This is a genomic window from Psychrobacter sp. TWP2-1-2, from assembly GCF_049896785.1.
Classification (GTDB): Bacteria; Pseudomonadota; Gammaproteobacteria; order Pseudomonadales; family Moraxellaceae; genus Psychrobacter.
Map to the genome: position 1 here is coordinate 87,875 of NZ_JAFCVA010000001.1, position 23,842 is coordinate 111,716.

Genomic DNA, 23,842 nt, shown 5'->3' on the forward strand with positions numbered 1-23,842 from the left:
TGTCTTAGCGACATTTATCACGCAGTATTGGCTAACTTTGGTGTGAATGATGGCTATTTATGAGTCATTAAACACGGTCTAATATAAGTGGTTCCACCATAGCAGTCTGTTATAAGTGGTCTATTAATAGGTTTAGAGGGCTGAAATAGCTGGTTCCCTTGGGGTATACTTTTTAAATAACTACCGCAGTGAACTATTTTAAATAGTCATCTTTTGGTAGGCCTTTCCAGTAATCATAAAGAGCACTGATTTGTGAAGAGCATAATAGCTCCATAGCTGACTTTAATTGGTCTTTACTCCATAGCCACCACTGCATCTCTAACAACTGCGCTATTTCAATTTCTGTAAAACGATAGCGGATATGTTTAGCTGGGTTCGAACCTACAATTGAATACGGCTCGACATCTTTAGTAACGACAGCACGACTAGCAATAACAGCCCCATCACCAACAGTAACTCCACTCATAATCATGGCTTCTGTACCAATCCAAACATCATTACCAATAACGGTATCTCCTGAACGCTCAAACCCATCCTTCGCTCCGAAAAACTGATCTTCGCTTTGATAAAAGAATGGAAAAGTGCTTATCCAAGAATTTTTGTGACCTTGATTTCCTGCCATCATAAATACTGCACCTGAACCTATGGAGCAATAACGCCCAATAATTAATTTGTCTACGTCCGTTCGATCTGGTGCTAAGTATCGGGCACAATCATCAAAACTATGTCCATGATAGTATCCTGAATAGTAGCTGTGCTCACCCACGATAATATTAGGATTAGTGACTTGTTCTTTAAGGGCTTTGCCTTTAAAGGGACTTTCAAAGTAATTACTCATTCTATCAACACCTTTTTAATGCTTTCACTTCAGTCACCCGCCTAACTCTGACAAACTTGTATCCGCTCATAAATATTGCATAAGTTCGATAGGTGCGCCATTTACTTCGATAAAAGCCACTATTAGCCCCTCACTTGGTGAATTAGGCTTAATAATTACTTTTTTACCTTCTAATTCTTTATTTAGGTCATCTACTACAAACGCTACATGAGGTATGGTTTTCACCAAATCAGGATAAGGCGATCCCTGCCAGTAGCGTTGCCATTGAATGCCATAAGGATTGTTTTCGTGGTCTGAAACAGTCATTTTTAGGTGAGGCAAATCAATTTCACCTTCAAAATTATCTTGCGTTGGAATACCAATGTGATTAAATTTCATTACTAAACCGTCATTAAGTTTGTGAGTTGATTTAACTGATTTTTATAGCACGAGCAACTGCTACTCGTTTGATATTTTGCTTATTAGCTGGTAATTTTATGAACCAATAAAGTAAGTTTGTCGTTACCATTATCAACAGTCGCTTCCTTATCATAGACGACGGTCGTTTCATGTTCCGTAACATCATTGCCAACTTTAACAGCGGTAACGACTTTAGCCGTATCCTCATTAGATGGCCTTACTGTCAGGTTATACTCAAAATCAGTGTCAATAGCGATTGATGCCATCTCCTCAGCATTTACTAGCATCACAGGTGACGCAATTAACTCACCACCTTTAAATACAGAAGTAGAAACCTTATAAGCATCAGCAGCAAAGCCTGAGCCTGACGCCAACACAGCAGCTAATAACAAACCTATTTTTACTTGCATCTTAATTTCCTTGTTTATAATCATTTTAACTATTCGACTCTATTTGTAGCCAAATAAAAGCTGGCTATATTTCATGCATTCTATGACAGAAGCGCTATACATTGAAAGTGACCTATTAACTCTTTAGGGCATTTAAAAATCTCAATATCTGTACACCAGAAAGTACACTATCGCTATTTCAGTAGGTCAATACATTGAATTACATAGTGTACAGCTAAGCATTCAAGTCCTCACTAGGGGACCATATATATAACCAATATTATAGTAAGCATTTTAAAAAAATCACTATGTCGATTGCGCTAAGGTATGAGCAGTTTACCGATAAAATGTCTCAAAAATACAGCAAATTTATGAGCTGTGGTATAATTCGTATTACAAAACGAGCCAATAAAAGCGCCTATAAAACCAGTATATTGCTGCCATAGCGCTATAGCCCATTTATCTTTTACTCATTAAGACTTTTTTATGTCCAAAATTTCGTTTGATGCTCAGTCTATTACCAACAGCCTACGCGCTGCCAAACACCAACCGCGTAAGCGCTTTGGTCAAAACTTCTTACATGATCGCAGTGTCATCCGTGAGATTGTTGAGAGCATTCGCTTAGAGCGCGATGACAATTTGATTGAGATTGGGCCAGGGATGGGCGCACTGACTGAGCCATTATTGGTAGAAGTGGATGCGATGACTGTGGTCGAGCTGGATCGTGATTTGGCAGATAGCCTGCGTATTCGTATCGGTGCCAACAGCCATCCAAACTTTACGATCATCAAAGACAATGCCATGCATGTCGACTATCGCGAGCTGTATAGCGATGAGCGTGGCAAGCTCCGTGTGGTTGGTAATCTGCCGTATAATATTTCTACGCCTATCTTATTTCATTTGCTCAGTTATGCCGATGTGATTCAAGACATGCACTTTATGCTGCAAAAAGAAGTGGTCGAGCGTATTACGGCGGATGTCGGTAGCAAAACTTATGGTCGCCTGTCGGTCATTATGCAGTATCACTGCCATACCGATTATCTACTGACCGTACCACGTGGTGCTTTTAATCCTCCACCAAAAGTAACCAGTGCGGTTTTTCGTTTGACGCCACATATTACTAAGCCAGTCGTCGCAGAGGATGAAGAGTATTTCGCGCTTGTGGTACGTGAAACCTTTAACCATCGTCGTAAGACGCTACGTGCCATCTTTAAAAAATCAACGTTGCTACCGACATTGAGCGAAGAAGATTTTGCAGCGTGTAGCATCGACCCACAAGCACGTCCTGAAGTCTTAAGTGTGAAGGATTTTGTGAATTTGAGCAATCAAGCGCGTAAAGTAGAGGTTTGAATCGAGTTACTGCTGATTCGTCGTCAAAGACATTTATATGGAAATGACGATATAAGATTTTCACATAAAACTATCACGTAAAAATACTGAGGATTTATGAGCTTTCGCCATCAGTATGTCATCGGTGACCTGCAAGGTTGCTATGCGGCGTACCTTCATTTACTTGAAATATTGGATTTTGATCCTGCACAAGACAAGCTATGGTTTGCAGGGGACTTGGTGGCACGTGGTGAAGACTCGTTAAATACCTTGCGTCATGTCAAAGCACTTTGCGAGCAAGGGGCAGCCGCGACAGTACTCGGCAATCATGATATCAATTTGATCGCTGTCTGGCGCGGTGCGGCAAAGATTAAAAAAAAGGATCAGACAGCGCCTATTTTTGCTACCGATGATTGCGATGAACTGCTTGAATGGTTACGTCATCAGCCAGTATTGGCTTTTCCTGATGAGCAGACGGTCTTGGTTCATGCTGGCATTCCACCGCATTGGACGGTTGAGGCGGCCGCAAATTACGCGCAGCAGTTAGAGTCACAACTGCAAAGTAGTTTAAAACAGCTGGATCGTGTATTGCCGAATTTATATAGTAAGACTGCTGATGACTGGCATCCAGATATTAGCGGCTTTACCAAAATGCGTGCAATTGCCAATTATTTCACTCGTATGCGGCTGTGCAAACAAGACGGCACGTTAGAATTTAGCTTTTCAGCAGGGTTAGAAGCATGTATGCCAGAGGGGTTTTTGCCTTGGTTTGAATGGCAAGTGCCGCGGACTCGCAAGATACTATTTGGGCATTGGGCAGCGCTGAAAGGTGAGGTAGACTTACCGTATGCGCGCGCACTTGACGGCGGCTGTGTTTGGGGTAATGATCTATTGGCTTATCGCTTGAGTGATGGAAAAATTATCAGGTCAAGTGCGCACTGCTTACAGCCAGAAACATAATATTAAGGCATGGACTCATTTCTATCTCCGTTTTAAAATGAGGTCATGCCGCAACTATTTGGCTTATCCAAACGATTTATTAAACCACCAAAACCTTCCCATTAGCTGGGTAGGTTTGGTGGTTTTTTGGGTTTAGGTAGTGAGGTTTTAGCATCGCCCGCAGCCTTGTTTTCAGGGTTGCTGTTATCGCTTTCAGGATGGGCAATCGCCTCATTACCCTCAGTAAAGGCGTTATGCGCTTTATCATACTGAATATCACTACTATAAGGGACGCTATTGAGCTCCTCATCTATCAGCCCATCATCGAGTTCAATGGTTTTTTTGGTACTGATATGATTGGTGGTGCTGTGTGTTTCCCGACTTTTTAGCACAGCGTCAGTGTCAGCATTTGAGATGTTATTATCGTAATCTATGTCTGTGATAGCCTGTTCATTTTGCATGCTTTTTTGCTTGGATTTAGGTAGGATTTTTACATCAGACAAACGGCGCACGACATAATTATTGGGAATAGTTTCTCCCCCTTTATGAGTGCTGGTATCGTCAAAGATCATGTGTCCTTGACTGTCGATACGAGCATACTTCATTGGCTTATCACGTGGCCAGAAAAAGTCTGAAGGATGGGTAAGCATATGGCTGAAAAGCTGCTTGGTTAAACGACTCCACTCCATGAATTTGACTTCTTTAGAGCGCAGTGCCACAAATAAGGCGAGCGAAAAGCTGACCATGAGGTTCACCATGCCGATAAGGGCAACGCCTAAAATAGAAATAAACACAATCTGCCAATCCCACTGGTTGGCAGATATATTAAACAGTCCATGCGCCAAATTCGCCGAGGCAAACGCAATGTGGCGAATATCAATCGGTAAGCCAAATAAATAGCCAATTGTTGCAGTACTACCTAAGAACACCCCGAACAAGAAATTGCCCATAATGGCGCCAAGGTTGGCTTCTATAAAGCCGCCCAAACGCTGTAACCAAGCTTTTGGTAGTAGGTATTGAAGTAGTTTGTGGCGCTGAATACGGGCACCGATTTGGTTATAGACCGCCAAGTTATCGTAGTAACCAGCAATAAGACCCGATAAAAATAAATAGACGCCAGCAATGGCCGCGTGGGGCAATGCCAGTGAGTGAAAGGGGTCAAGATCATGCAGTAAGTGTGCAGCCTTATCGGTATTGATCATCGGCGCACCAGTATATTGTAGCCATGCAAAAGAGATAATCAGAGCGACTGGTATCGCTAGCATAATATTACCCATAATCGCCACAAACTGGGTACGTAAAATATCGACCACCAATTCTGATAGTTTATTTAACTGATGTGACTTTTTGCCAGAACCGTCCGATATAGTAGAGGCAATTGCCGCCGCCGTCATAGCAGGCTGTTTGGTAGCAACCGTACCATGAACGATATGGATAAAAACAAAACCCAATCCATAAATCATACTATTTACAAAGGCGCGTCCCATCGGTGCGAGGGCTAGGTTATAGGCTAATATCTTAAGCGTTGCCATAAAAGCAATAATAAAACCACCGATAGAGGCTTTCTTGAACATTTTTTGGTAGCCCGATTTATCGGTACTAATATAATGTTCACCCACACGGCTGGCATTTTCAGTGACTTTGCGCGACAGCAGCTTAGTATTATTATCAATTAAGTATCCAATACTATAACGGCGGCTCGCAGTGGTAATCAGCGCTTGAATCAACTCAATGAGCGCCTGATCACGCTTATCATAATTATCTGCTACCAGTTCAGTTAAGATGCGCATACGCTGCAAGCTTTGGTCTAAACGCAGCATCATGTTGGTCAGGCGAATAGAGATTCCCGTTTTATAAATGCGCTTGCGTATGGTGGCAACGATATCTTCGCATTGTTCAATCATGACCAGTAACGGCGCAGGATCTACCGCTTTTTCGGGCGTAATATCCGTTAAAGTATCAAGCTCATGCGCTTCTCTGTACTGATTGACGTATAAGACCGCCTCTTGATTTTGTGCCACAAATGACGCTGAATAATTCAGCATTTGCGGATAAAATTCCATCAAATCTGGATGCAAGCCAATACCGCTGATACGGTATGACAAAATGATAATCGCGTTCAAAATACTGTTTTTTGCTGTCGCAACTAAGTTTAAATGCTGCTCATCGACTTTGAGTAGCTCAACCAGTTCATCCCATTTGTCTTTTTTAATATTGGCAAGCCAGCGCTCGTCAGAGCGTTTGTCAAATAAATAACCGACCAATTCTACGACAGAATCTTCTTGTGGCAGTAGCGGTAAAAAACGGTGTCCGATAAGGCGACGTAGACTATTAAAAAAGCCCTGATCCGACATGATGCCGGTATCGGTATATAAAGCAATTTGGCGATATTCAATAATCAGTTTTAAAACGAAACTTGACAGTCCATCTGCATATTCTGGATGTTGACGTAAAATATCAATCAGCTCTTGAATATTTTGATTGGCTAACGTGGGCTCTTTATCACTCACTCGTAGCTCATCGATTAAGCGCTTAAGTACCGCAGGATCGGGCACATCACTTAAGGCTGTAATCTGTTGTAAAATGTGTTTTATTTCTGACACATTGCATCCCTTGTGGTGGTTATTTCAGTCATTGTTATTATTTAATATGAGCAAAGATATAGGTGTTTTGAATGATTATATTGGTTATCAATGTCGCGATATCTACCACTATTGATTGTTAGGTTTCTAATTTACAGCTCACTAATTTGGAAATTATTGGTTCAGAGCTTATTGGTTTCGGCATTAAAGATATTTGTACCAATCTTAATGTTGTGACTTTGCGTTATTTTAATCGTAACAATGCCTGAGCGGTTAATTATTTTGTTAGCAGTTATTTTGTGGCGCTCATTATATCGATTGTGGAAACCATCGCTGTGATGATATTTTTGGCAAAAAAAGGGACAGTAGCGTGACTGTCCCTTTATCGTAGTGCGGTATGGTCTACTTTATTATAAAAGTAAGCAATTAGCTAGCAGGTACATCAAAGTAGCTAAGATCAAAGTTCATCATTGGATCACTACCAGCCTGAACCATTTGCGCATGAGCATCGATGCGTGGCAAAATACGCCCGACGAAATAATCGGCAAGCTTGGCTTTATTGGTATAAAAATCACCTTCTTTACCGTTAGCGGCTTCGACCATTAGTGCAAACATGTACGAGTAGGCAAGGTAACCAAAGGCATGCATGTAGTCAACGGCACAGCCATTGACTTCGTTTTTACGCTCGCCAATATTATTTAGCACAGTGTTGGTCAATGCTTCAATCGTGTCAGCAGCATCTAGCGTTGCTTGCTTGATACCATGATCTGCTTGCATGTTATTGACGAAATCACGAATTTCACCTAAGAAATGGGTAACGTATTTGCCGTTATTTTTCGCCACTTTACGACCCAGTAAGTCAAGTGCTTGAATACCGTTGGTGCCTTCATAAATCTGGGCAATACGGGTATCACGAACGATTTGCTCCATACCCCATTCGCGGATATAGCCGTGACCGCCAAATACTTGCTGGCAATCAATGGTCGCTTCTAATGCTTTGTCGGTCAAGAAAGCTTTGGCAACTGGCGTTAGTAGCGCAACGCGTGCTGCTGCTGCTTGAGCGGCTTCAGGGTCGGTGCTAAATTTCTCTTCATCAAGATTTTTAGCCACGTACATCGCAAAGCAACGTGAGGCTTCGGTATTGGCTTTGGCATTTAATAGCATACGGCGCACATCGGCATGATGAATGATGGCATCCGCTGGTTTTTCTGGACTTTGCAGTTGGGTATCGCTACGACCTTGACCACGGTCATTGGCATATAGCGCTGCGTTTTGGTAAGCAAGCTCAGAACCACCAAGGCCTTGCAGACCCATGGTGACACGCTCATAGTTCATCATAATAAACATTGATGATAAACCCGTGTTTTCGGCACCAACCATCCAGCCTTTAGCGCTGTCAAAGTTCATGACACAAGTGGCTGAGGCTTTGATACCCATTTTATGCTCGATAGAGCCGACTGCTAGTGTGTTACGCTCGCCTAAGCTGCCATCTGCATTGACCAAAAATTTTGGCACAACAAATAACGAAATACCTTTTGAGCCTTCTGGCGCGTTAGGGGTTTTTGCCAATACCAAATGAATGATATTTTCGGTTAAGTCATGCTCGCCGCCAGTGATAAAGATTTTGGTACCTGAGATATCATAGCTACCGTCATCATTAGGGATAGCTTTGGTTTTGATGATACCTAAGTCAGTACCAGCATGTGGCTCTGTCAAGCACATGGTGCCCGCCCACTCGCCGTTGTACATTTTTTCTAGGTAGGTTTGCTTTTGTTCTTCAGAAGCCGCTGCGTTTAGGCACAGTGTTGCGCCAACGGTTAGGTTAGGGTAGAGGGCAAACGATTGGTTGGCAGTGAATACCATCTCTTCAGTCAGCATGGTCACCATTTTTGGGAAACCTTGACCACCGTATTCAGCGTTACCGCTTAAGCCAACCCAGCCTGATTCAGCATACTGTTTATACGCTTCTTTAAATCCAGTAGGAGTCGTGACGACGCCATTACCTTCAAAGGTTGCGCCTTCTTCATCGCCGCTGCGGTTGATTGGCAAAAGAATGTTCTTTGACAGTTTTGCCATTTCTTCCAAAATCATATCGACTGTTTCCATATCGACATGAGCTAAGTTTTCGTTGTTTTGCCAAAATTTAGGCGCGTTAAATACATCATTTAAGATAAAGCGCATGTCATTCAGAGGGGCATTATAAACAGCCATAAACATTCCTTTGGTTCAAATAAATAAAATTAAAGTTGTTAAAGATATCAATTGTTCTTTTGGTCTAACCTTAGCGGTTAATAATCAAAGTTTAGCAAATAAGCTTGCGCACGGGTGTGTTTCTTCGTGAATTGTGCGTACACCAAAAGTATTGATAAAGGATAGCCTTTATAAAAATAAGGATAGCCTTTATAAAAGGTTAGATTTTTGAAAGTGTTGACTCTACTCGTTATTAATTTTAATAGCGCTAAGAAAATCGGCAACACACCTGAGTATGTTGCCGATAAAAATACAGTATTAGCAGTATTTAACGTCTAATTAAAAAGCGAACTGATCAACGTCCATGCTCATGTATGGTTCAACACCAGTGCTGATACGCTGTACGTGAGTGGTGGTACGTGGCAATAGCTTAGCAAAGTAGAACTGCGCGGTTTTTACTTTCGCGTCGTAGAAGGCTTGTTCGCTAGTACCGTTAGCAAGTTCAGTTTGTGCCACTAATGCCATGCGTGCCCATAAGTAGGCTAGCGTCACATAACCGCTGAAATACATGTAATCAACCGCAGCGCCGCCAACCGCATCTGGGTTTTCAGTGGCTTGCATGCCGATGCGTGCAGTCAAATCACCCCATTCTTTAAGATGCTTGGCAAGTGGGCGAATAAACTGACCCATCTCATCGTTTTCTTTATTTTCTTCACAGAATGTTTGGATGATTTTAACGAAGTTTGCAAGCAGTTTGCCTTGTGAGCCCAATACTTTACGACCTAATAAATCAAGCGCTTGGATTTCAGTGGTACCTTCGTAAAGACACGCAATGCGCGTATCACGCACGTTTTGCTCCATGCCCCATTCGCTGATAAAGCCATGACCACCATAAACCTGTACGCCATGGTTAGCCGCTTCTAGACCAGTTTCAGTCAAGAACGCTTTAGCGATCGGTGTCAATAGTGACAGCATTTGATCAGCAAATTTAAGCGCATCGCCTTCGCCTTTTGCAACAGTATCGGCAAAATGTGAGAGGTAATAGACTAAAGCACGACCACCTTCAGCAAAGGCTTTTTCAGTCAACAGCATGTTACGAACCGCTGGATGAACGATGATAGGATCAGCTGCTTTTTCAGGGGCTTTAACACCAGATAATGAACGCATTGCTAGACGATCTTTGGCATAAGTCAATGAGCCTTGGAACGCATATTCTGCTGCTGTTAAACCTTGAACGGCAGTACCAATACGCGCCACGTTCATAAAGGTAAACATGCACTGTAGACCACGGTTTTCTGGGCCAATCAGATAACCCGTTGCGCCATCAAAGTTCATCACGCAAGTGGCTGAGGCTTTGATACCCATTTTGTGTTCGATAGAGCCACAAACGACGTTATTGTTTTCACCTAGGCTACCATCTTCGTTGACCGTTACCTTAGGAACGATAAACAGTGAGATGCCTTTTGTGCCAGCAGGCGCGCCTGGTAGACGAGCCAATACAATGTGAATGATATTGTCCGTTAAGTCATGCTCACCCGCTGAAATGAAGATTTTTTGACCAGTGATGCTATAGCTGCCATCTTCTTTAGGCTCGGCTTTGGTGCGGATAATACCCAGATCAGAACCTGCATGTGCTTCAGTCAAGCACATGGTACCTGACCATTCACCGCTGATCATTTTTTCTAAATATATGTCTTTTTGCTCATCCGTACCGTGATGCTCGATGGTTTGAATGGCACCATGCGATAAACCAGGGTACATAGAGAATGACCAGTTAGCCGTACCAACCATTTCATTAATGACTGTCGATAATGAGAACGGCATGTTTTGACCGCCGAAGTCTTCTTCAGCAGACAACGCTGGGAAGCCAAGCTCACAATACGCTTTGTATGCTTCTTTAAAGCCTTTTGGCGTGGTCACTTGACCATTATCAAATTTACAGCCTTCAGCGTCACCACTTTGATTCAATGGTGATAGCTCATTTTCAGCAAAGCTTGCCGCCATTTCAAACAGGCTGTCCATTAGCTCGCGATCCGCTTCTTGGAATGCTGGCAGGGTTTTATAATGGCTTTCGCTGTCGAGTAACTCATGCATCACGAATTGAATGTCACGTAAGGGCGCTTTGTATTGCATAACTTCCTGTCCTTTTGAGAATATAACCAATCATCATCAAGGGTAGGCACATGACTGCACTGTTATTTAGTGCACAAGTCCAGCCCATATTAATCTAACGAGCCCAAATAAATGCTAGGCAATAATGCAGATTGACGATGTTGTCGGCTATATAAAATAGTATTGAAAAGAATGGCGATGGTCAGAGTAAGCTTGAAACTTAATAAGCTCTAACAAATTCACTATAAAAGATAGGCTTTCAGAGGGGATTATACAAGTTTGGTGACAGCACTGATAAGTCATGAACCTATCTTGCATCGGTTATACAATCGACGTTAGGCGTTAAGAGGAAACGCGAATAACCATATGAAAATACTAATGATACTGGATAAATAAACATTCGTTAAAGGGGGTTTATTTGGCGGCGTACTGCTGAATCAACATCTCAGTCGCAGCCTCTGCTGGCACTGGTTTGCCAAACCAATAGCCTTGACCCTGTTGACAGCCCATTTTTAGCAACGCATCGCGCTGTTGTTCGGTTTCGATACCTTCGGCGACTACCTGCATATCAAGTGCCATCGCCAAGTCTAAAATAGCTTTTACAATGGCATGTTGGGTACGATCGGTGTCGATGTTAGATATAAAACTTTTATCAATTTTAATAAAATCAAACGGATATTCTTGTAAGTAACTCAAAGAGGCATAACCGGTGCCAAAGTCATCCAACGCCAGACAAATTCCCAGCTCTTTGAGCAGAGTAAGCTGTTTTTTGACATTTGCATGTCGCTGAATTAAGGATGACTCGGTGACTTCAATATGTAGCTGATGCGCAGAAATAAGGTGTTGCACCAGTAAACTGCTCACCATCTCAGAAAACTCAGGGTGGCTAAATTCGGCGGCATCTGCATTGATACAGATATGTTGACAAAATCCTTGCTGTTGCCAAGTCGATAACTGCTTAGCAATTTGAACCGCCATATGCGAGAACAGCTCAAACGACAGTTTATGAGTGATAATGGCATTGATAAAATGTATCGGCTTTAGCAGTCCACGAGTCGGGTGTTGCCAACGTACTAGCGCTTCAAAACCAATAATGATGCCCGTAGCCAGCTCAAACTTTGGTTGATAATAAGGAACAAACTGATTTTCAGTGGTAGCGGCTCTAAGTTCCGCCTCTAACTGCAAGCTACCCGCAGTGGCTTCGTCAATGGCCGTATCATACCAGCAAATGTCATCACCGCCTTGCTGCTTGACATAATGCAGCGCTTTTTCAGCTTTGGTCAATAATCCTGTCACTTCATCGTCGTTAGTGGGAAAGTAACTGACCCCGACGGAAATATGACAATAAATCTTAGCGTCTGTCGCAGTGTTTTCATCTAAGGAGAAGGGGCGTTCACACATTTGCATTAAGCTGTCTAGCTGATGACGTACCATATTAGCGTCATTAAATTCGAATAATAACGCAAAATCATCGCCGCCAAAATGGGAAAAACACTGTAAATTATCGAGCTTGAGGTTCTTCAGGCGTGTGACAAAGTTTTTTACCAAAGTGTTGATGCCGTCAGGGCCAAGCAAGCTTGCTAGATTGCGATAACGGTCAATATTAAAGCGTACAATTACGACTTCCTGATAGCTGTCCAACAATAGGTCGCTGGTCTGACTCAAGAAAACCTTACGGTTTGGTAACCCAGTCAATTGATCATAATTGAGCAAATGCGCCACTTGCTTTTGATCTTTGACGACCGCGGACATATCACGCACCATACCGATATAGTAAGTTCTATGATTGACACAGATTTTGCGATAAGTCATGTGACAGTCAAGTATTTGTCCATAACGGTTCAGCATCGAAAAGTCGTTTTCATAAAAACCATTACAGTCTAGATGGTCAGTGATATCTGCTAAAACGGCCCTTTCTTCATCTGATAAAAATTCTACTGCATAAACACCAAGTGGTCTGCCAAGCAAAAATGACTCACTGTAGCCAATGATAATCTCATAACTGGCATTGATCGATAGATAACGTAAATGGGCATCCAAGATGAATATGGCATCATCAAGTTGCTCGCATAACTCGACCAGCAGTTGCTGCTTGTCTGCGATTGGAATAGGGGCGAAAGCAGTCATAGTTGGACTCATCATATCGAAATAGAGCAGCAGTTAGGATTACGCATAGGGTATTTACCCATAATAGCTCAAAGCATGCAGAGTCGCCAACGCCACCACGGGTGCAGTCTCGGTGCGTAAGATTCTTGAGCCAATTTGCCAAGGTTCAAAACCAGCTTTGGCTGCTTGCTGGCATTCATCAACGCTCAGACCACCTTCAGGGCCTATTAGCAGCTCAATATAAGGAGATTGTTGCGTTAAGACTGTTGGTAGCGACCTAGGCATTGCTGGTTGTCCTGCAGCTGGTACGCTCAGTTGCAGACGCAAATCTGCTGGTTGTTGTAATATTTGATAATAAGGGTCTTGGCTAAGGGTGGTAACAATAGTGCTGGTAGTAGGAGGGCGAACGTCCATTTGCGCATCGGAAGAGTGAGTCACTGACTTTTGTAACCAGTCATTTATGGACACAGGCGCAATAATAAGCGGTGGACGGTTAAGACCGCATTGTTCACACGCGGCAATGGCAACTTGCTGCCAATGTGCCAGTTTTTTTTCTACTTGGGCAGGCTTTAGATTGACCTCGCCATGATGGCTACTTAGCAATTGAATGGCAGTGACACCAAGCTCGGTGGATTTTTGAATCGCATAGTCCATGCGTTCACCGCGGCTCATCACTAGACCGATCTTAGTGAAGACAGCGGCACTTCGGTCAATATCTAAATGTGCTAATAATGTCACAGTGGCGTGTTTTTTGCTGATGGCTTGTAGCTGCACCTGATACTCGCCGCCAAAGCCATCGAATAATATGCCTTGATCGCCAATATTGGCACGTAATACACGGCACCAATGATGGACGATACTCTCTGTTAATTCGGCACTATCTCCAATAGCCAAGGTGCTAAGTTGAGGATGGAGTGAGCCTCTTTCATCACTGATGTCATTGCTGGTGTCATAAAAAAAACGTCGCACAGTTGCTTAGTCCTATTGTTTGAATAATATATTTCAAATATCTTAGCAGAATATCGTTTGAGAGGGTAAAGGGATTATCTTTAGTAGAATTTGCATTAGTGTAATTCTTATACTAAAAAGACTGGCGCTCCTAGGAACGCCAGTCTTTAAAAAATACATTTAATAAATACGATGAGCAATTAAGCTAAGCCGAGTGCTTCAACCAAGCGCTTGTTTGGCTCGACCTTATTCATGCTATAAAAATGCATGGCAGGTACGCCCTCAGCAATTAAGCGCTCGCATAAACGATAGACCACATCAAAACCAAATTCACGAATGGCTTTGCGGTCATCGCCAAAGTCAGACAACTGCTTACGTACATAACGCGGAATATCAGCGCCACAGCTATCAGCAAAGCGTACCAAATTACTTGAGTTAGTAATTGGCATGATACCAGCGATTAAAGGCTGAGCAACCGTATCGATACCACGCTTTTCTAAGGTATCACGCAAATATAAGTAACTATCAGCGTTATAGAAAAACTGGGTAATCGATGCATTAGCACCCGCTTGGTATTTATTGACCAAGTTGTCAACATCAAACGCAAAGCTACGCGCTTGTGGATGCATCTCAGGATACGCTGCGACCTCGATATGGAAATGATCGCCTGAATATTCACGGATAAACTTCACCAAGTCTAACGCAAACGGCAGCTCGCCCATACCGACTTGACCTGATGGTAAATCACCACGCAGGGCGACTAAGCGCTTGATGCCCAAACCTTTATACAGATCGAGCAATTCAGCGATTTCCGCCTTATCATCACCGATACAAGATATATGCGGCGCAATGTCAGTATCACCGCGTGCGCATAGTGCTTGGACGATATCTAAAGTGCGATTTCGGGTTGAACCCCCAGCACCGTAAGTCACCGAAAAATACGCAGGTGATAGCTTATTCAACTCATCATAAGTACTGAGTAGTTTTTCATGACCTAGCTCGGTTTTGGCAGGGAAAAACTCAAAGGAGAAAGCAGGCTTAGTCACAGTCTGGCTCCTTTTAGTATTTGTAAGCGTCAGGCTTAAATGGACCTTCGACAGGCACACCCAAATACTCTGCTTGTTTTTCAGTTAGCTTCGTTAGAGTACCGTTAAAACCAGCAACCATCGCCGCAGCGACTTCTTCATCGAGCTTCTTAGGCAGTACTTTGACGTATAGGTTGTCAGTACGTTTATCAGCTGGCAAGTCTGCGAATTTTTCTTCGAACAGGTACATTTGAGCCAATACTTGGTTAGCAAATGAGCCGTCCATCACGCGTGATGGGTGACCAGTCGCATTACCCAAGTTTACCAAACGACCTTCAGCAAGCAAAATTAAGTAATCATTTTCATCATCTGAGCGGAAGATTTGATGGACTTGTGGCTTAATCTCAACCCAGCGCCAGTTATCACGCATAAACTGAGTGTCGATTTCGGTATCAAAGTGACCGATGTTACATACAACAGCACCTGGTTTCAGGGCTGCTAGCATGTGACGATCACAAACATGGTAGTTACCAGTGGTGGTAACAATCATGTCAGTGTCTTCAAGCAGACGGGTGTTGATGTTTTCTGCGCCACCAGTATTATCGCCATTGATGTACGGTGACAATACTTCAAAGCCGTCCATACATGCCTGCATCGCACAGATAGGGTCAACTTCTGAGACACGGACAATCATACCTTCTTGACGTAAGCTTTGCGTAGAGCCTTTACCAACATCACCATAACCGATAACTAAGGCACGACGACCAGCAAGGAACATATCAGTTGCACGTTTGATGGCGTCATTTAAGCTATGACGGCAACCGTATTTATTGTCATTTTTAGACTTGGTAACCGCGTCATTGACGTTGATAGCTGGTACTTTTAGCGTACCTTTATTGAGCATCTCAACTAAACGATGCACGCCTGTGGTGGTTTCTTCAGAGATACCATGGATGCTGTCAAGCAGCTCTGCATAATCATTATGAATCAATGCAGTTAAATCACCACCATCATCTAAGATTAAGTTGGCATCCCAAAGCTGACCTGAGGCTTCGCCGCCAACGTGGATTTGCTGACGTAAGCACCATTCGTACTCTTCTTCAGTTTCGCCTTTCCAAGCATAAACAGAGATGCCAGCAGCAGCAATAGCCGCAGCAGCATGGTCTTGAGTTGAGAAGATGTTACATGAGGTCCAACGTACTTCAGCACCTAACGCGACGAGTGTCTCGATAAGAACGGCAGTCTGGATGGTCATGTGGATACAACCAGCGATTTTCGCGCCTTTAAGCGGTTGATCGGCTTCGTAGCGACGACGCAAACCCATAAGGGCAGGCATTTCGGCTTCGGCAAGGGTGATTTCACGGCGACCGTAGTCAGCAAGGCTGATGTCGGCGACTTTATAGTCAGTGAAAGAGGGGTCGATTGTATGGGCAGATGGGGTGTTAGACACTGCGTCCATAATATGCTCCTATCAGTGGTTAAGGTATGATAAAAAGAATAAAAACGCAGGTGCCGTTATTTGCGCTGTCAACAATCAATGAGATGATTGTTTAACAGTTACCGAGCCTAACATAATGACTGATTAGCAGGGCTTTAAAGCCTAAATGCACTATCAGATATTATGGCGCAACACCTCTCGGAGGTCGTTATTGTAATTGATGAGTCATGAATTGTCACCTGTTGGATAACATAAATAGCTGACGGTATAGGCACGTAAGAAGGCGAGCAGTAATATGTAGCAATAAAAAAGGCCATCGATGGATGACCTTTTTTATTCTCATTTCAGACAGTCCAAATAGTACCAAGAGAAATTAGTACCAGTTATAGGTTAGAGAGGTAAAGAAGTTGGTGCCGTCTTGATTGTAACGCGAAGCATATTGACCAAAACTCTCATTGGTTGAGTAATCTACATTAGTCAAATTGTTAATACGACTTGTCCATGTCAGATTTGGACTCAAGTAATAATTACCACTGATATTGAATAACGTATAGTCCTCTATAAAAGTGCTATTATCTGCAACATTATAGGTTTTACCCACATATTCTGCTTCAGTACGAATATCGAACTCTGCAGCTTGGTAACCTATATATACCAGGCCAGTGTTTTCAGGGCGATACACTAATTGTTTGCCTTTGTTAGCTCCGGAGTTCTCTTCAGCATTGGTGCGAGTGTATTGACCACCAAATAAAATATTACTGAGCTGCCAGTCTGAGGTAAAGCTATAACCTGACAAGCTTGCTTCATCAATGTTCAGTGCTTGATATTTATCAATACTACCATCGTATCTGTTATCAATAAGATTGTCGACATTACTATTAAAACCAGTCAAACGAGTAGTTTGTATCGTACTGGTAGATTCAATAAATACTTCTAGGTTTTTACTCTTTTCGACTTTTAAATCTTCATTTGGAACATAGTAAGCACTCTCGATGTATAAGTCATTCAGAGTAGGCGCTCTGTAGCCAGTAGCGAAGCTAGTACCTAGACGTAGGCTAGGCGCTAGCTTTACAGCATAACCAAGACCAAATGTAGTTTCGTGACCAAATTGTGAGTTATCGTCGAAACGAACATTGGCTTGAAAATCGTAAGCATCCTCATTTACTTGATAACCAGCAAAGCCACTCTTAATATCACGGTCATTTATTTTATAACTGTCTTTACCACCGGCACTAGGAGTGTTATCTGTAAGGTCCACTTCCTGCTGCAACCATTCGGCACCTGCTTGAAATTGTCCTATAGGTAATTCATAAGTGCTTATCAAATTCGCCTGTTTCTGCTTGGTTTCAAAGGCATCGCCCACTTTGTTATCAATCTTATCCAAGCTCTGACCCGCTGATAGTCGTACTGTCAGCTTATCGTTTTCGTATTGTGAAAATGCTGATACGGCACCATTCTTTTGTTCAATCTCTGCATTGGGACCTGGTCCAAAACTAAAGTTATCAAACTCTGTCGTTGACTTAGAGAAAAGTCCAGTTGCGCCAACGCTTATATTTTGAGTAATAGGCATACTAGCATTTAAGGCAAAGTTATTGCTCTCAAAGCCATCGTCATCTTTATCATTGCCTGTTCGGTTGTCAAGCGCGCTGATACCTTTGGTTTGATTCCGACTAGCGGAAAGACTCAGTTTTGCGCCTTGAGCATTTGTAAACTGCGCTGTTGCACCATAAACATAGTGGTCATGTGAGCCAACACCTGCGGTCACAGAAAAATTAGTTTGATCGACGTCACTGCCTTTAGTAAATATTTGAATGACGCCGCCCATAGCATCTGAACCATAAATGCTAGAGCCTGAAGCACCGTATAAAATTTCAATACGATCAATTTGATCGGTCGGTAATAAGGCTAAAGCGGGCTGACCTGTTGACATTGAGCCATAACGAACACCATCTATTAGCACTAATACACGCTTACTATCATAGCCGCGAAGATAGAAATTACTGCTTTGACCCATACCACCATCTTGTTTAATGCTAAATCCTGGCTGCCGTCTAAGTACTTCTAAAACCGTCTGACCTTGAAAGCGTTTTAAATCTTCTTTATCTACAACCCGAGTTTGTGCAATCACATTGCTGGTTTTAGTGGGGGTACGGGTTGCTGTTACGATGATTTCATCAAGCTCAACTTGTGGTAGCTCGCTATCGTTAATAGTAGCAACGTCAGGTGTCACTGCCATTGCTGTGTTAACCGCAAGTAAACCCAATGCGCTTAAGATACTCAAACGAAGGTAGGTACGTGAAGATGAACGTGATAAAGACATAGTCAATTCCAAAATAATCATATTAAAAAATGCAGGGAAAAAAGTAACCATATTGACGTTAATATGGCTAAAAATTACAAAAAGCAGTAGACAAGCAAAACTGCGTTCATTATCTACAAAACAGACCGCTTTATAAACCACTTTAACCTAATGTTTATTCACGGTAAGCTGAGTAGTTTTCATGATAGATTGCGGTTTATTCATTTAATGATTATCACTCTTATTCATAGTAGACATTGAGAAGGAGTGTCGTGAAAGGTAAGAAAAAATTAGAAGTCATAAGCAAATGCGAGAGTAGATAATTCACATAGATGACCATAAAAACGTGTAATCAAAAGCACTGCTGTTATAAATAATTGCTATTATAGGGAAGCACTCATCTGTTTTTCGTTGTACCATTCATAATGCTAAGAGGTTTGTTTTGTCTATTAAGTATCGCCTGATTCCTATGATTCCCAGTCCTGAGTTGTCTTCACCATGCTCAATCATCAAAATGCCACTAATGGCAATTTTGTTTTTGCTTGTGATGCTGTTGAGTGCGTTGTTACCCAATAATGCATTTGCTGCTGAAGCTAGCGCATTGGGGATGGGTGGCAGTACCAGTGAGGAGTCGGCGAGTACGCCGATACCAGATTCATTCGGACGTGATACTCCGCGCCATACCGTACAGGGCTTCATCAGTGCGTTAGGTGAAAATGACTATCTGCTGGCGAGTAATTATTTAAACTTATCAAAGTCGGACAATCCAACCACAATCGTTCGTCAGTTTAAGCAAGCGCTGGATGCAGGCGGGCGTTTTCAGCCTGATTTGCAGATTAATAATACGCCTGAGGGCAACCTAACTGATCAGCTACCGCCAAGCCAAGAAAACGTCGGTGCGATTAATGTGGGTGAAAAAAGCGTGCCACTGATACTTGAAAGAGTGGTGTCTAAGCAAGGAGAGCAGTACTGGCAGTTTTCTACGGATACGCTTAGCTCAGTACCAGAAGTCATAGAAAATACCGAACCGACGTTAGTGTCTCGCTATACTTTTGATTCATTAGAAGGCAAAAAGCTGTTTGGTTATCAAGTGGCTGATTTAGCCGCAGCGTTAATGATGACTGTCGGCAGCTTTGTGTTTACTTATATCATGGTATGGCTGCTGTACCATCTATTACGAATCGTCTATCCTCGTGTGCGCGGCGTACCATTGCCATTACCTGATAAGGTCGTATTGCCACTGGCAGTGGTCATTATGGCGCTGATACTGTCAGAAGTGATGGTGTATGCAGGCGTGTCGGTGACGCTACGTGAACCGATCAATCGTTTTACCGAGATTGCATCTTGGCTTGCATTAACTTGGTTGCTGTTACGAGTCATCGATGCCATATTCACTCGTGCGGTAAATTTAAGTTATAAGAAAAATTATACTGAACGTGTCTCTATCTTGGGGCTGCTACGCAAAGTGGTCAAAGCGTTGCTGCTGATCTTTGCCGTGATTGTTATCTTCGGTAATTTAGGTTTTGATTTGACCACAGGTATTGCCGCCTTGGGTGTGGGTGGTTTGGCATTAGCACTGGGTGCGCAAAAAACCATCGAAAACCTTGTTGGTAGTGTCGTGGTCGTGGCGGATTCGCCCGTACGTATTGGTGATTATTGTAAGTTTGGCACTTATGAAGGCACAGTCATTGATATTGGTATTCGCTCATCACGTGTGCGCACCTTGACGCGCACTGTTGTGACTGTACCAAACGGTGATTTTTCATCAATGCAAATTGAAAACTTTACATCCCGCGATATGTTTCGCTTCTTCCATCAGTTATATATTAAACGCACTGCTGATATTGATGTGGTCTTTAAGATGGTCAAAGACTTGGATGAGTTTATAGATGAGCATTATTTGACCAACCAAGAATGGAATCAGGTCAATATTTTAGAGCTACGTCAGGACTGCTATATCATTCAATTACAGGCGTATGTTAATGCTAATGGTGTGACTGAGTTCTATGACAAACAGAACGTTTTATTTGTTGATTTATTGAACCAAGTAGCGAAATATGATGTCGAGCATGCTTTGCCAACGCAGCAGCTTATTGTCAATCAAACTGAGCTTGAGCATCACATAGAAAACGAAATTGAAGATAAGAATAAGGAAGATAACATCGCCGAAACGACAAAAGACATGTCAAACGATGACCATGCTGATGATGATGCTAGCGACAATAAGGATAACAGCAACGATGATAAGCATGCCGTGGACTTGAGTAAAGATAACGTCAAGGCAGATGAAAAGGGCAGCAAGCAAACAACTAAATCCATAGAGAGCAAAAAAGACAATGCGTTAAAGGCATTGAGAAATAAAAGCCGTATGATAAAGAAAATCAAATTCAAGTACGCAAAAAGAAAATCGGGCTTTTCTATATGGAATCAGCCATAAAATTATGGATTAAAAACGGTATAAGATCAGCAATTGAGGTAATAATTATCAAGCGTTTATCTTATACCATTCATAAAAATTAGAGCAGCAAAGAAAACGAGTGCTAGACTAAGCGTAAGCTAAGCGAGTTTGACATAGTGAATTGTACTTTGGTGTTTGGCCTTATAAAGGGACAGCGGTTTGATTACGTAATAAGCCGTAGTATGACCATAGCAACAGACTGGCAGCGCTGCGATGTGGTGACCAATCTTGAGTTAGATTCTTTAACTGTTTCGGTGTTGGGCATTCCGTTAAGCCTAATAACGCCATCGCCGCTACTTTAATCGCTAGATCATCGACCGCAAGTACGTCTGCACGTTTCAGTGAGAATAATAAATACATTTCAGCCGTCCAGCGGCCAATACCAGTAACGGCTGTCAGCACTTTTAGCACCTCTTCATCAGGCAAAATTTCTAACGCAGCAAAGTCTATATTATGATCGACTAATGAGCGAATATAACGGGTTTTTTGTTTAGATAACCCTTGCGCTCTTAAGTCTTCATCTGTTGCTTTGATAATTGTCTGTGGATTCGTCAAGGCGGCATCAAGTAATCTTTGCCAAATACTGGCTGCTGCTGCCACAGACAGCTGTTGACCAACTATTGCTCGCATCAACTGCTCAAACCCACCGACATTATGCCGTAGACTGGGCATACCAACTTGTTCATAGATAGACAAAAATCTTGGCTCGATAACAATCAAAGCCATGATATGTTCATGTAGCTGTTGCGTGTTCTCAATGGTCTGTATGCTCATAAATGCTTATCCTGATTTATGCAAATATAGCTATCGCTAGATGTTAAATGTAGGGGCTATAGTTGATAAAGATTAAATAATGATTTTATGAGCATAACAAAAAGGACTGCCAATAAGCAGTCCTTTTGATTATTCATACTAGGGCGTGTCCTCATTTTAAAAATGGTGATAAAAATGAGATAAATTGCCGTCAAACAAGGAAAATAGAGCACATAATATCGAGATATTAAGAAGCTATTTGACGATGTTTGGCAAAATTTAGCTATTTTTAGCCCATTTAGAAAGTAATCGATTGAATTGAGGACACGCCCTAACTCTAACACTAAAAATTATTCGCCATCAGCTTTAGGTTTTTTGAGCAGTACCAATACTGCACCGTTACCACCATCTTTTGGCGGCGCAGAGCAAAATGCCAATACTTCTGGTAATTGACGTAGCCAACCGTTGACGCAGGTTTTTAAAATGGCCTCAGAGCCTTTACCATGAACGATTTTTACCATCGTCTCGTTTTTCTGTTTTGCTTGGCTTAGGAGTTGAGTCATTGCCACGCGCGCCTCTTCGATGGTACAACCATGAATATCTACGGCGTCATACCAACGTAGCTTGCCTTTTTTAAGCTGATCAAAGATTTTATTCTGCAAAGTCGGCTGTTTGTAAGATAAATAGGCCTCAGCAGCGACAGGGTTGAGTAGTGCTTGCATATCTGACAAGCCAGCTCCCAAATCGCTCGCTTCACTACCTTGCGCGGCAGCACGTTTAGACAAGGTGGTCGCATCAGGTTTGCCCGTTTTGCTAGCATTGGCAGGTGAGCGTACGTTTTTGTCTTCAAGCTGATTGACGCCATGCATTGCTTGCATAAACAGAACTTTGTCATCGTCAATATGCTCGCTAGCCATTTGCTTGACAGTCTTGTTTACTTGCTTTTGCGTGGGCAATGATACAGGCTCAGTAGGCTTTTGGTTTTCATCTTCAGGCGAATTGGTATCGCGACCTTTGCTAAGTTGGCCTTTTAGCTCTTTGAGCTGGTCTTGCATTTCTTTTGAAAATAGAGAGTTTGACATAGAATTTAACGTATCGTTGGTTGATGAATGATGGATTGATTTAAACTGTTTAGTAGACTTAAGCCACTTTACCCGTCTGCTGCGACGCCCGCAAGTAAGGATTGTAACGCTTGTCCAGGATGGTCAGTCTTCATGAACTGTTCACCGATTAAGAAGTGCTGAATATTGTGCTTCAACATCAAACGAATATCAGCGCTATTATGAATGCCACTTTCGGTGACGATAAGCGGTTTAAGCGTGCTATCCACATCAGCCGCCAGTGCGTCGATTAAAATATTTTTTAGATCCAGCGTGGTTTGCAAGTCGACATCGAAAGTATTCAAGTCACGATTATTAATGCCGTAAATATTATGCGCTGAGCGCGGTAGCTGGAGTGCACGTTCAAGTTCAGCTTTAGTATGGACTTCTATCAATACATCCATACCCAATTCTATACTTAGCGCATGCAGCTCTTGTACTTGGATATCGTCAAGGCAGGCCATAATGAGTAGAATACAGTCAGCGCCCATCAGATAAGATTGATAGATCTGGTACACATCTATCATAAAATCTTTACGCAGTATGGGTAAGCTTACCGCATTAGCTGCTTGAATAAGATAGCTATCATCACCTTGGAAATAATCGCGATCAGTCAATACAGACAGACAGCTGGCGCCCGCTTGCTCGTATTGCTTGGCAAATAGGGCTGGCGCGAAGTTGTGATTGATAACGCCCTTAGAAGGAGAGGCTTTTTTAATCTCAGCGATGATACCAATACCATGCTCTTTAGTGCTAGCCGCTCGTAGCGCCGCCGCGAAGCCACGACGTGGTTTGTTATCCGCCGCGACTTGCGCTTGTAAATCTTCAAGAGATAATACCTCGCGTGCGGCATTTACTTCTTCCACTTTAGTGGCGACAATGCGTTGCAATACGGAAGGAATATCTGTCTTGGTTTCTGTATGAGTCATGCTGGTAT

The 23,842-nt window shown here is 42.6% G+C and carries 17 protein-coding genes; 3 read left to right on the plus strand and 14 right to left on the minus strand.

Going from position 1 to position 23,842, the window contains the following annotated elements; all coding sequences use genetic code 11:
* Window positions 1–193: 193 nt before the first annotated feature.
* The 3 genes from catB to ACP7AE_RS00425 form a co-directional block, all read right to left on the minus strand.
* The gene (gene catB, locus ACP7AE_RS00415; protein ID WP_426240966.1) at window positions 194–838 is read right to left on the minus strand and encodes a type B chloramphenicol O-acetyltransferase; all 645 of its coding nucleotides are present in this window, start codon (window positions 836–838) and stop codon (window positions 194–196) included.
* Between the two features lie 66 nt (window positions 839–904).
* Window positions 905–1,216 (minus strand): hypothetical protein, encoded by a 312-nt coding sequence (locus tag ACP7AE_RS00420; RefSeq protein ID WP_426240967.1) that lies wholly within the window; start codon window positions 1,214–1,216, stop codon window positions 905–907.
* Window positions 1,217–1,299: 83 nt separating this feature from the next.
* Window positions 1,300–1,647 (minus strand): hypothetical protein, encoded by a 348-nt coding sequence (locus tag ACP7AE_RS00425; RefSeq protein WP_426240968.1) that lies wholly within the window; start codon window positions 1,645–1,647, stop codon window positions 1,300–1,302.
* Window positions 1,648–2,112: 465 nt separating this feature from the next.
* On the opposite strand from ACP7AE_RS00425, the gene rsmA reads away from it, so the two are divergent.
* Both rsmA and ACP7AE_RS00435 read left to right on the plus strand, forming a co-directional pair.
* Window positions 2,113–2,976, plus strand: coding sequence for a 16S rRNA (adenine(1518)-N(6)/adenine(1519)-N(6))-dimethyltransferase RsmA (rsmA, locus tag ACP7AE_RS00430; protein ID WP_426240969.1), 864 nt, complete (start codon window positions 2,113–2,115; stop codon window positions 2,974–2,976).
* 96 nt (window positions 2,977–3,072) lie between these two features.
* Window positions 3,073–3,915: a symmetrical bis(5'-nucleosyl)-tetraphosphatase gene (locus ACP7AE_RS00435; protein ID WP_426240970.1), complete on the plus strand. Its 843-nt coding sequence runs from the start codon at window positions 3,073–3,075 to the stop codon at window positions 3,913–3,915.
* A gap of 101 nt (window positions 3,916–4,016) precedes the next feature.
* Here the strand turns inward: ACP7AE_RS00435 and ACP7AE_RS00440 are convergent, their stop codons facing one another.
* The 8 genes from ACP7AE_RS00440 to ACP7AE_RS00475 form a co-directional block, all read right to left on the minus strand.
* The gene (locus ACP7AE_RS00440; RefSeq protein ID WP_426240971.1) at window positions 4,017–6,497 is read right to left on the minus strand and encodes a site-specific recombinase; all 2,481 of its coding nucleotides are present in this window, start codon (window positions 6,495–6,497) and stop codon (window positions 4,017–4,019) included.
* A gap of 405 nt (window positions 6,498–6,902) precedes the next feature.
* Window positions 6,903–8,687, minus strand: a complete 1,785-nt coding sequence (locus ACP7AE_RS00445) for an acyl-CoA dehydrogenase C-terminal domain-containing protein (RefSeq protein ID WP_426240972.1) — start codon at window positions 8,685–8,687, stop codon at window positions 6,903–6,905.
* Between the two features lie 318 nt (window positions 8,688–9,005).
* Window positions 9,006–10,799: an acyl-CoA dehydrogenase C-terminal domain-containing protein gene (locus tag ACP7AE_RS00450; protein ID WP_426240973.1), complete on the minus strand. Its 1,794-nt coding sequence runs from the start codon at window positions 10,797–10,799 to the stop codon at window positions 9,006–9,008.
* 393 nt (window positions 10,800–11,192) lie between these two features.
* Window positions 11,193–12,905, minus strand: a complete 1,713-nt coding sequence (locus ACP7AE_RS00455) for a putative bifunctional diguanylate cyclase/phosphodiesterase (RefSeq protein WP_426240974.1) — start codon at window positions 12,903–12,905, stop codon at window positions 11,193–11,195.
* A 54-nt stretch (window positions 12,906–12,959) separates the two neighbouring features.
* Window positions 12,960–13,853, minus strand: coding sequence for a 16S rRNA (uracil(1498)-N(3))-methyltransferase (locus ACP7AE_RS00460; RefSeq protein ID WP_426240975.1), 894 nt, complete (start codon window positions 13,851–13,853; stop codon window positions 12,960–12,962).
* A gap of 179 nt (window positions 13,854–14,032) precedes the next feature.
* The gene (locus ACP7AE_RS00465; protein ID WP_045447362.1) at window positions 14,033–14,878 is read right to left on the minus strand and encodes a methylenetetrahydrofolate reductase; all 846 of its coding nucleotides are present in this window, start codon (window positions 14,876–14,878) and stop codon (window positions 14,033–14,035) included.
* A gap of 13 nt (window positions 14,879–14,891) precedes the next feature.
* The gene (gene ahcY, locus ACP7AE_RS00470; RefSeq protein ID WP_426240976.1) at window positions 14,892–16,316 is read right to left on the minus strand and encodes an adenosylhomocysteinase; all 1,425 of its coding nucleotides are present in this window, start codon (window positions 16,314–16,316) and stop codon (window positions 14,892–14,894) included.
* Between the two features lie 352 nt (window positions 16,317–16,668).
* Window positions 16,669–18,615, minus strand: a complete 1,947-nt coding sequence (locus tag ACP7AE_RS00475; protein ID WP_426240977.1) for a TonB-dependent receptor domain-containing protein — start codon at window positions 18,613–18,615, stop codon at window positions 16,669–16,671.
* A gap of 448 nt (window positions 18,616–19,063) precedes the next feature.
* On the opposite strand from ACP7AE_RS00475, the gene ACP7AE_RS00480 reads away from it, so the two are divergent.
* Window positions 19,064–21,031 carry a mechanosensitive ion channel family protein gene (locus ACP7AE_RS00480; RefSeq protein ID WP_426241161.1) on the plus strand — a complete coding sequence of 656 codons (1,968 nt, stop codon included), beginning with the start codon at window positions 19,064–19,066 and terminating at the stop codon, window positions 21,029–21,031.
* 162 nt (window positions 21,032–21,193) lie between these two features.
* Here ACP7AE_RS00480 and ACP7AE_RS00485 read toward each other — a convergent pair whose 3' ends face one another.
* From ACP7AE_RS00485 to trpC, 3 genes are all read right to left on the minus strand, one after another.
* Window positions 21,194–21,826 (minus strand): DNA-3-methyladenine glycosylase family protein, encoded by a 633-nt coding sequence (locus ACP7AE_RS00485; RefSeq protein ID WP_426240978.1) that lies wholly within the window; start codon window positions 21,824–21,826, stop codon window positions 21,194–21,196.
* Between the two features lie 329 nt (window positions 21,827–22,155).
* The gene (locus ACP7AE_RS00490; RefSeq protein WP_426240979.1) at window positions 22,156–22,887 is read right to left on the minus strand and encodes a Smr/MutS family protein; all 732 of its coding nucleotides are present in this window, start codon (window positions 22,885–22,887) and stop codon (window positions 22,156–22,158) included.
* 68 nt (window positions 22,888–22,955) lie between these two features.
* Window positions 22,956–23,834, minus strand: coding sequence for an indole-3-glycerol phosphate synthase TrpC (trpC, locus tag ACP7AE_RS00495; protein WP_426240980.1), 879 nt, complete (start codon window positions 23,832–23,834; stop codon window positions 22,956–22,958).
* Window positions 23,835–23,842 lie beyond the last annotated feature (8 nt).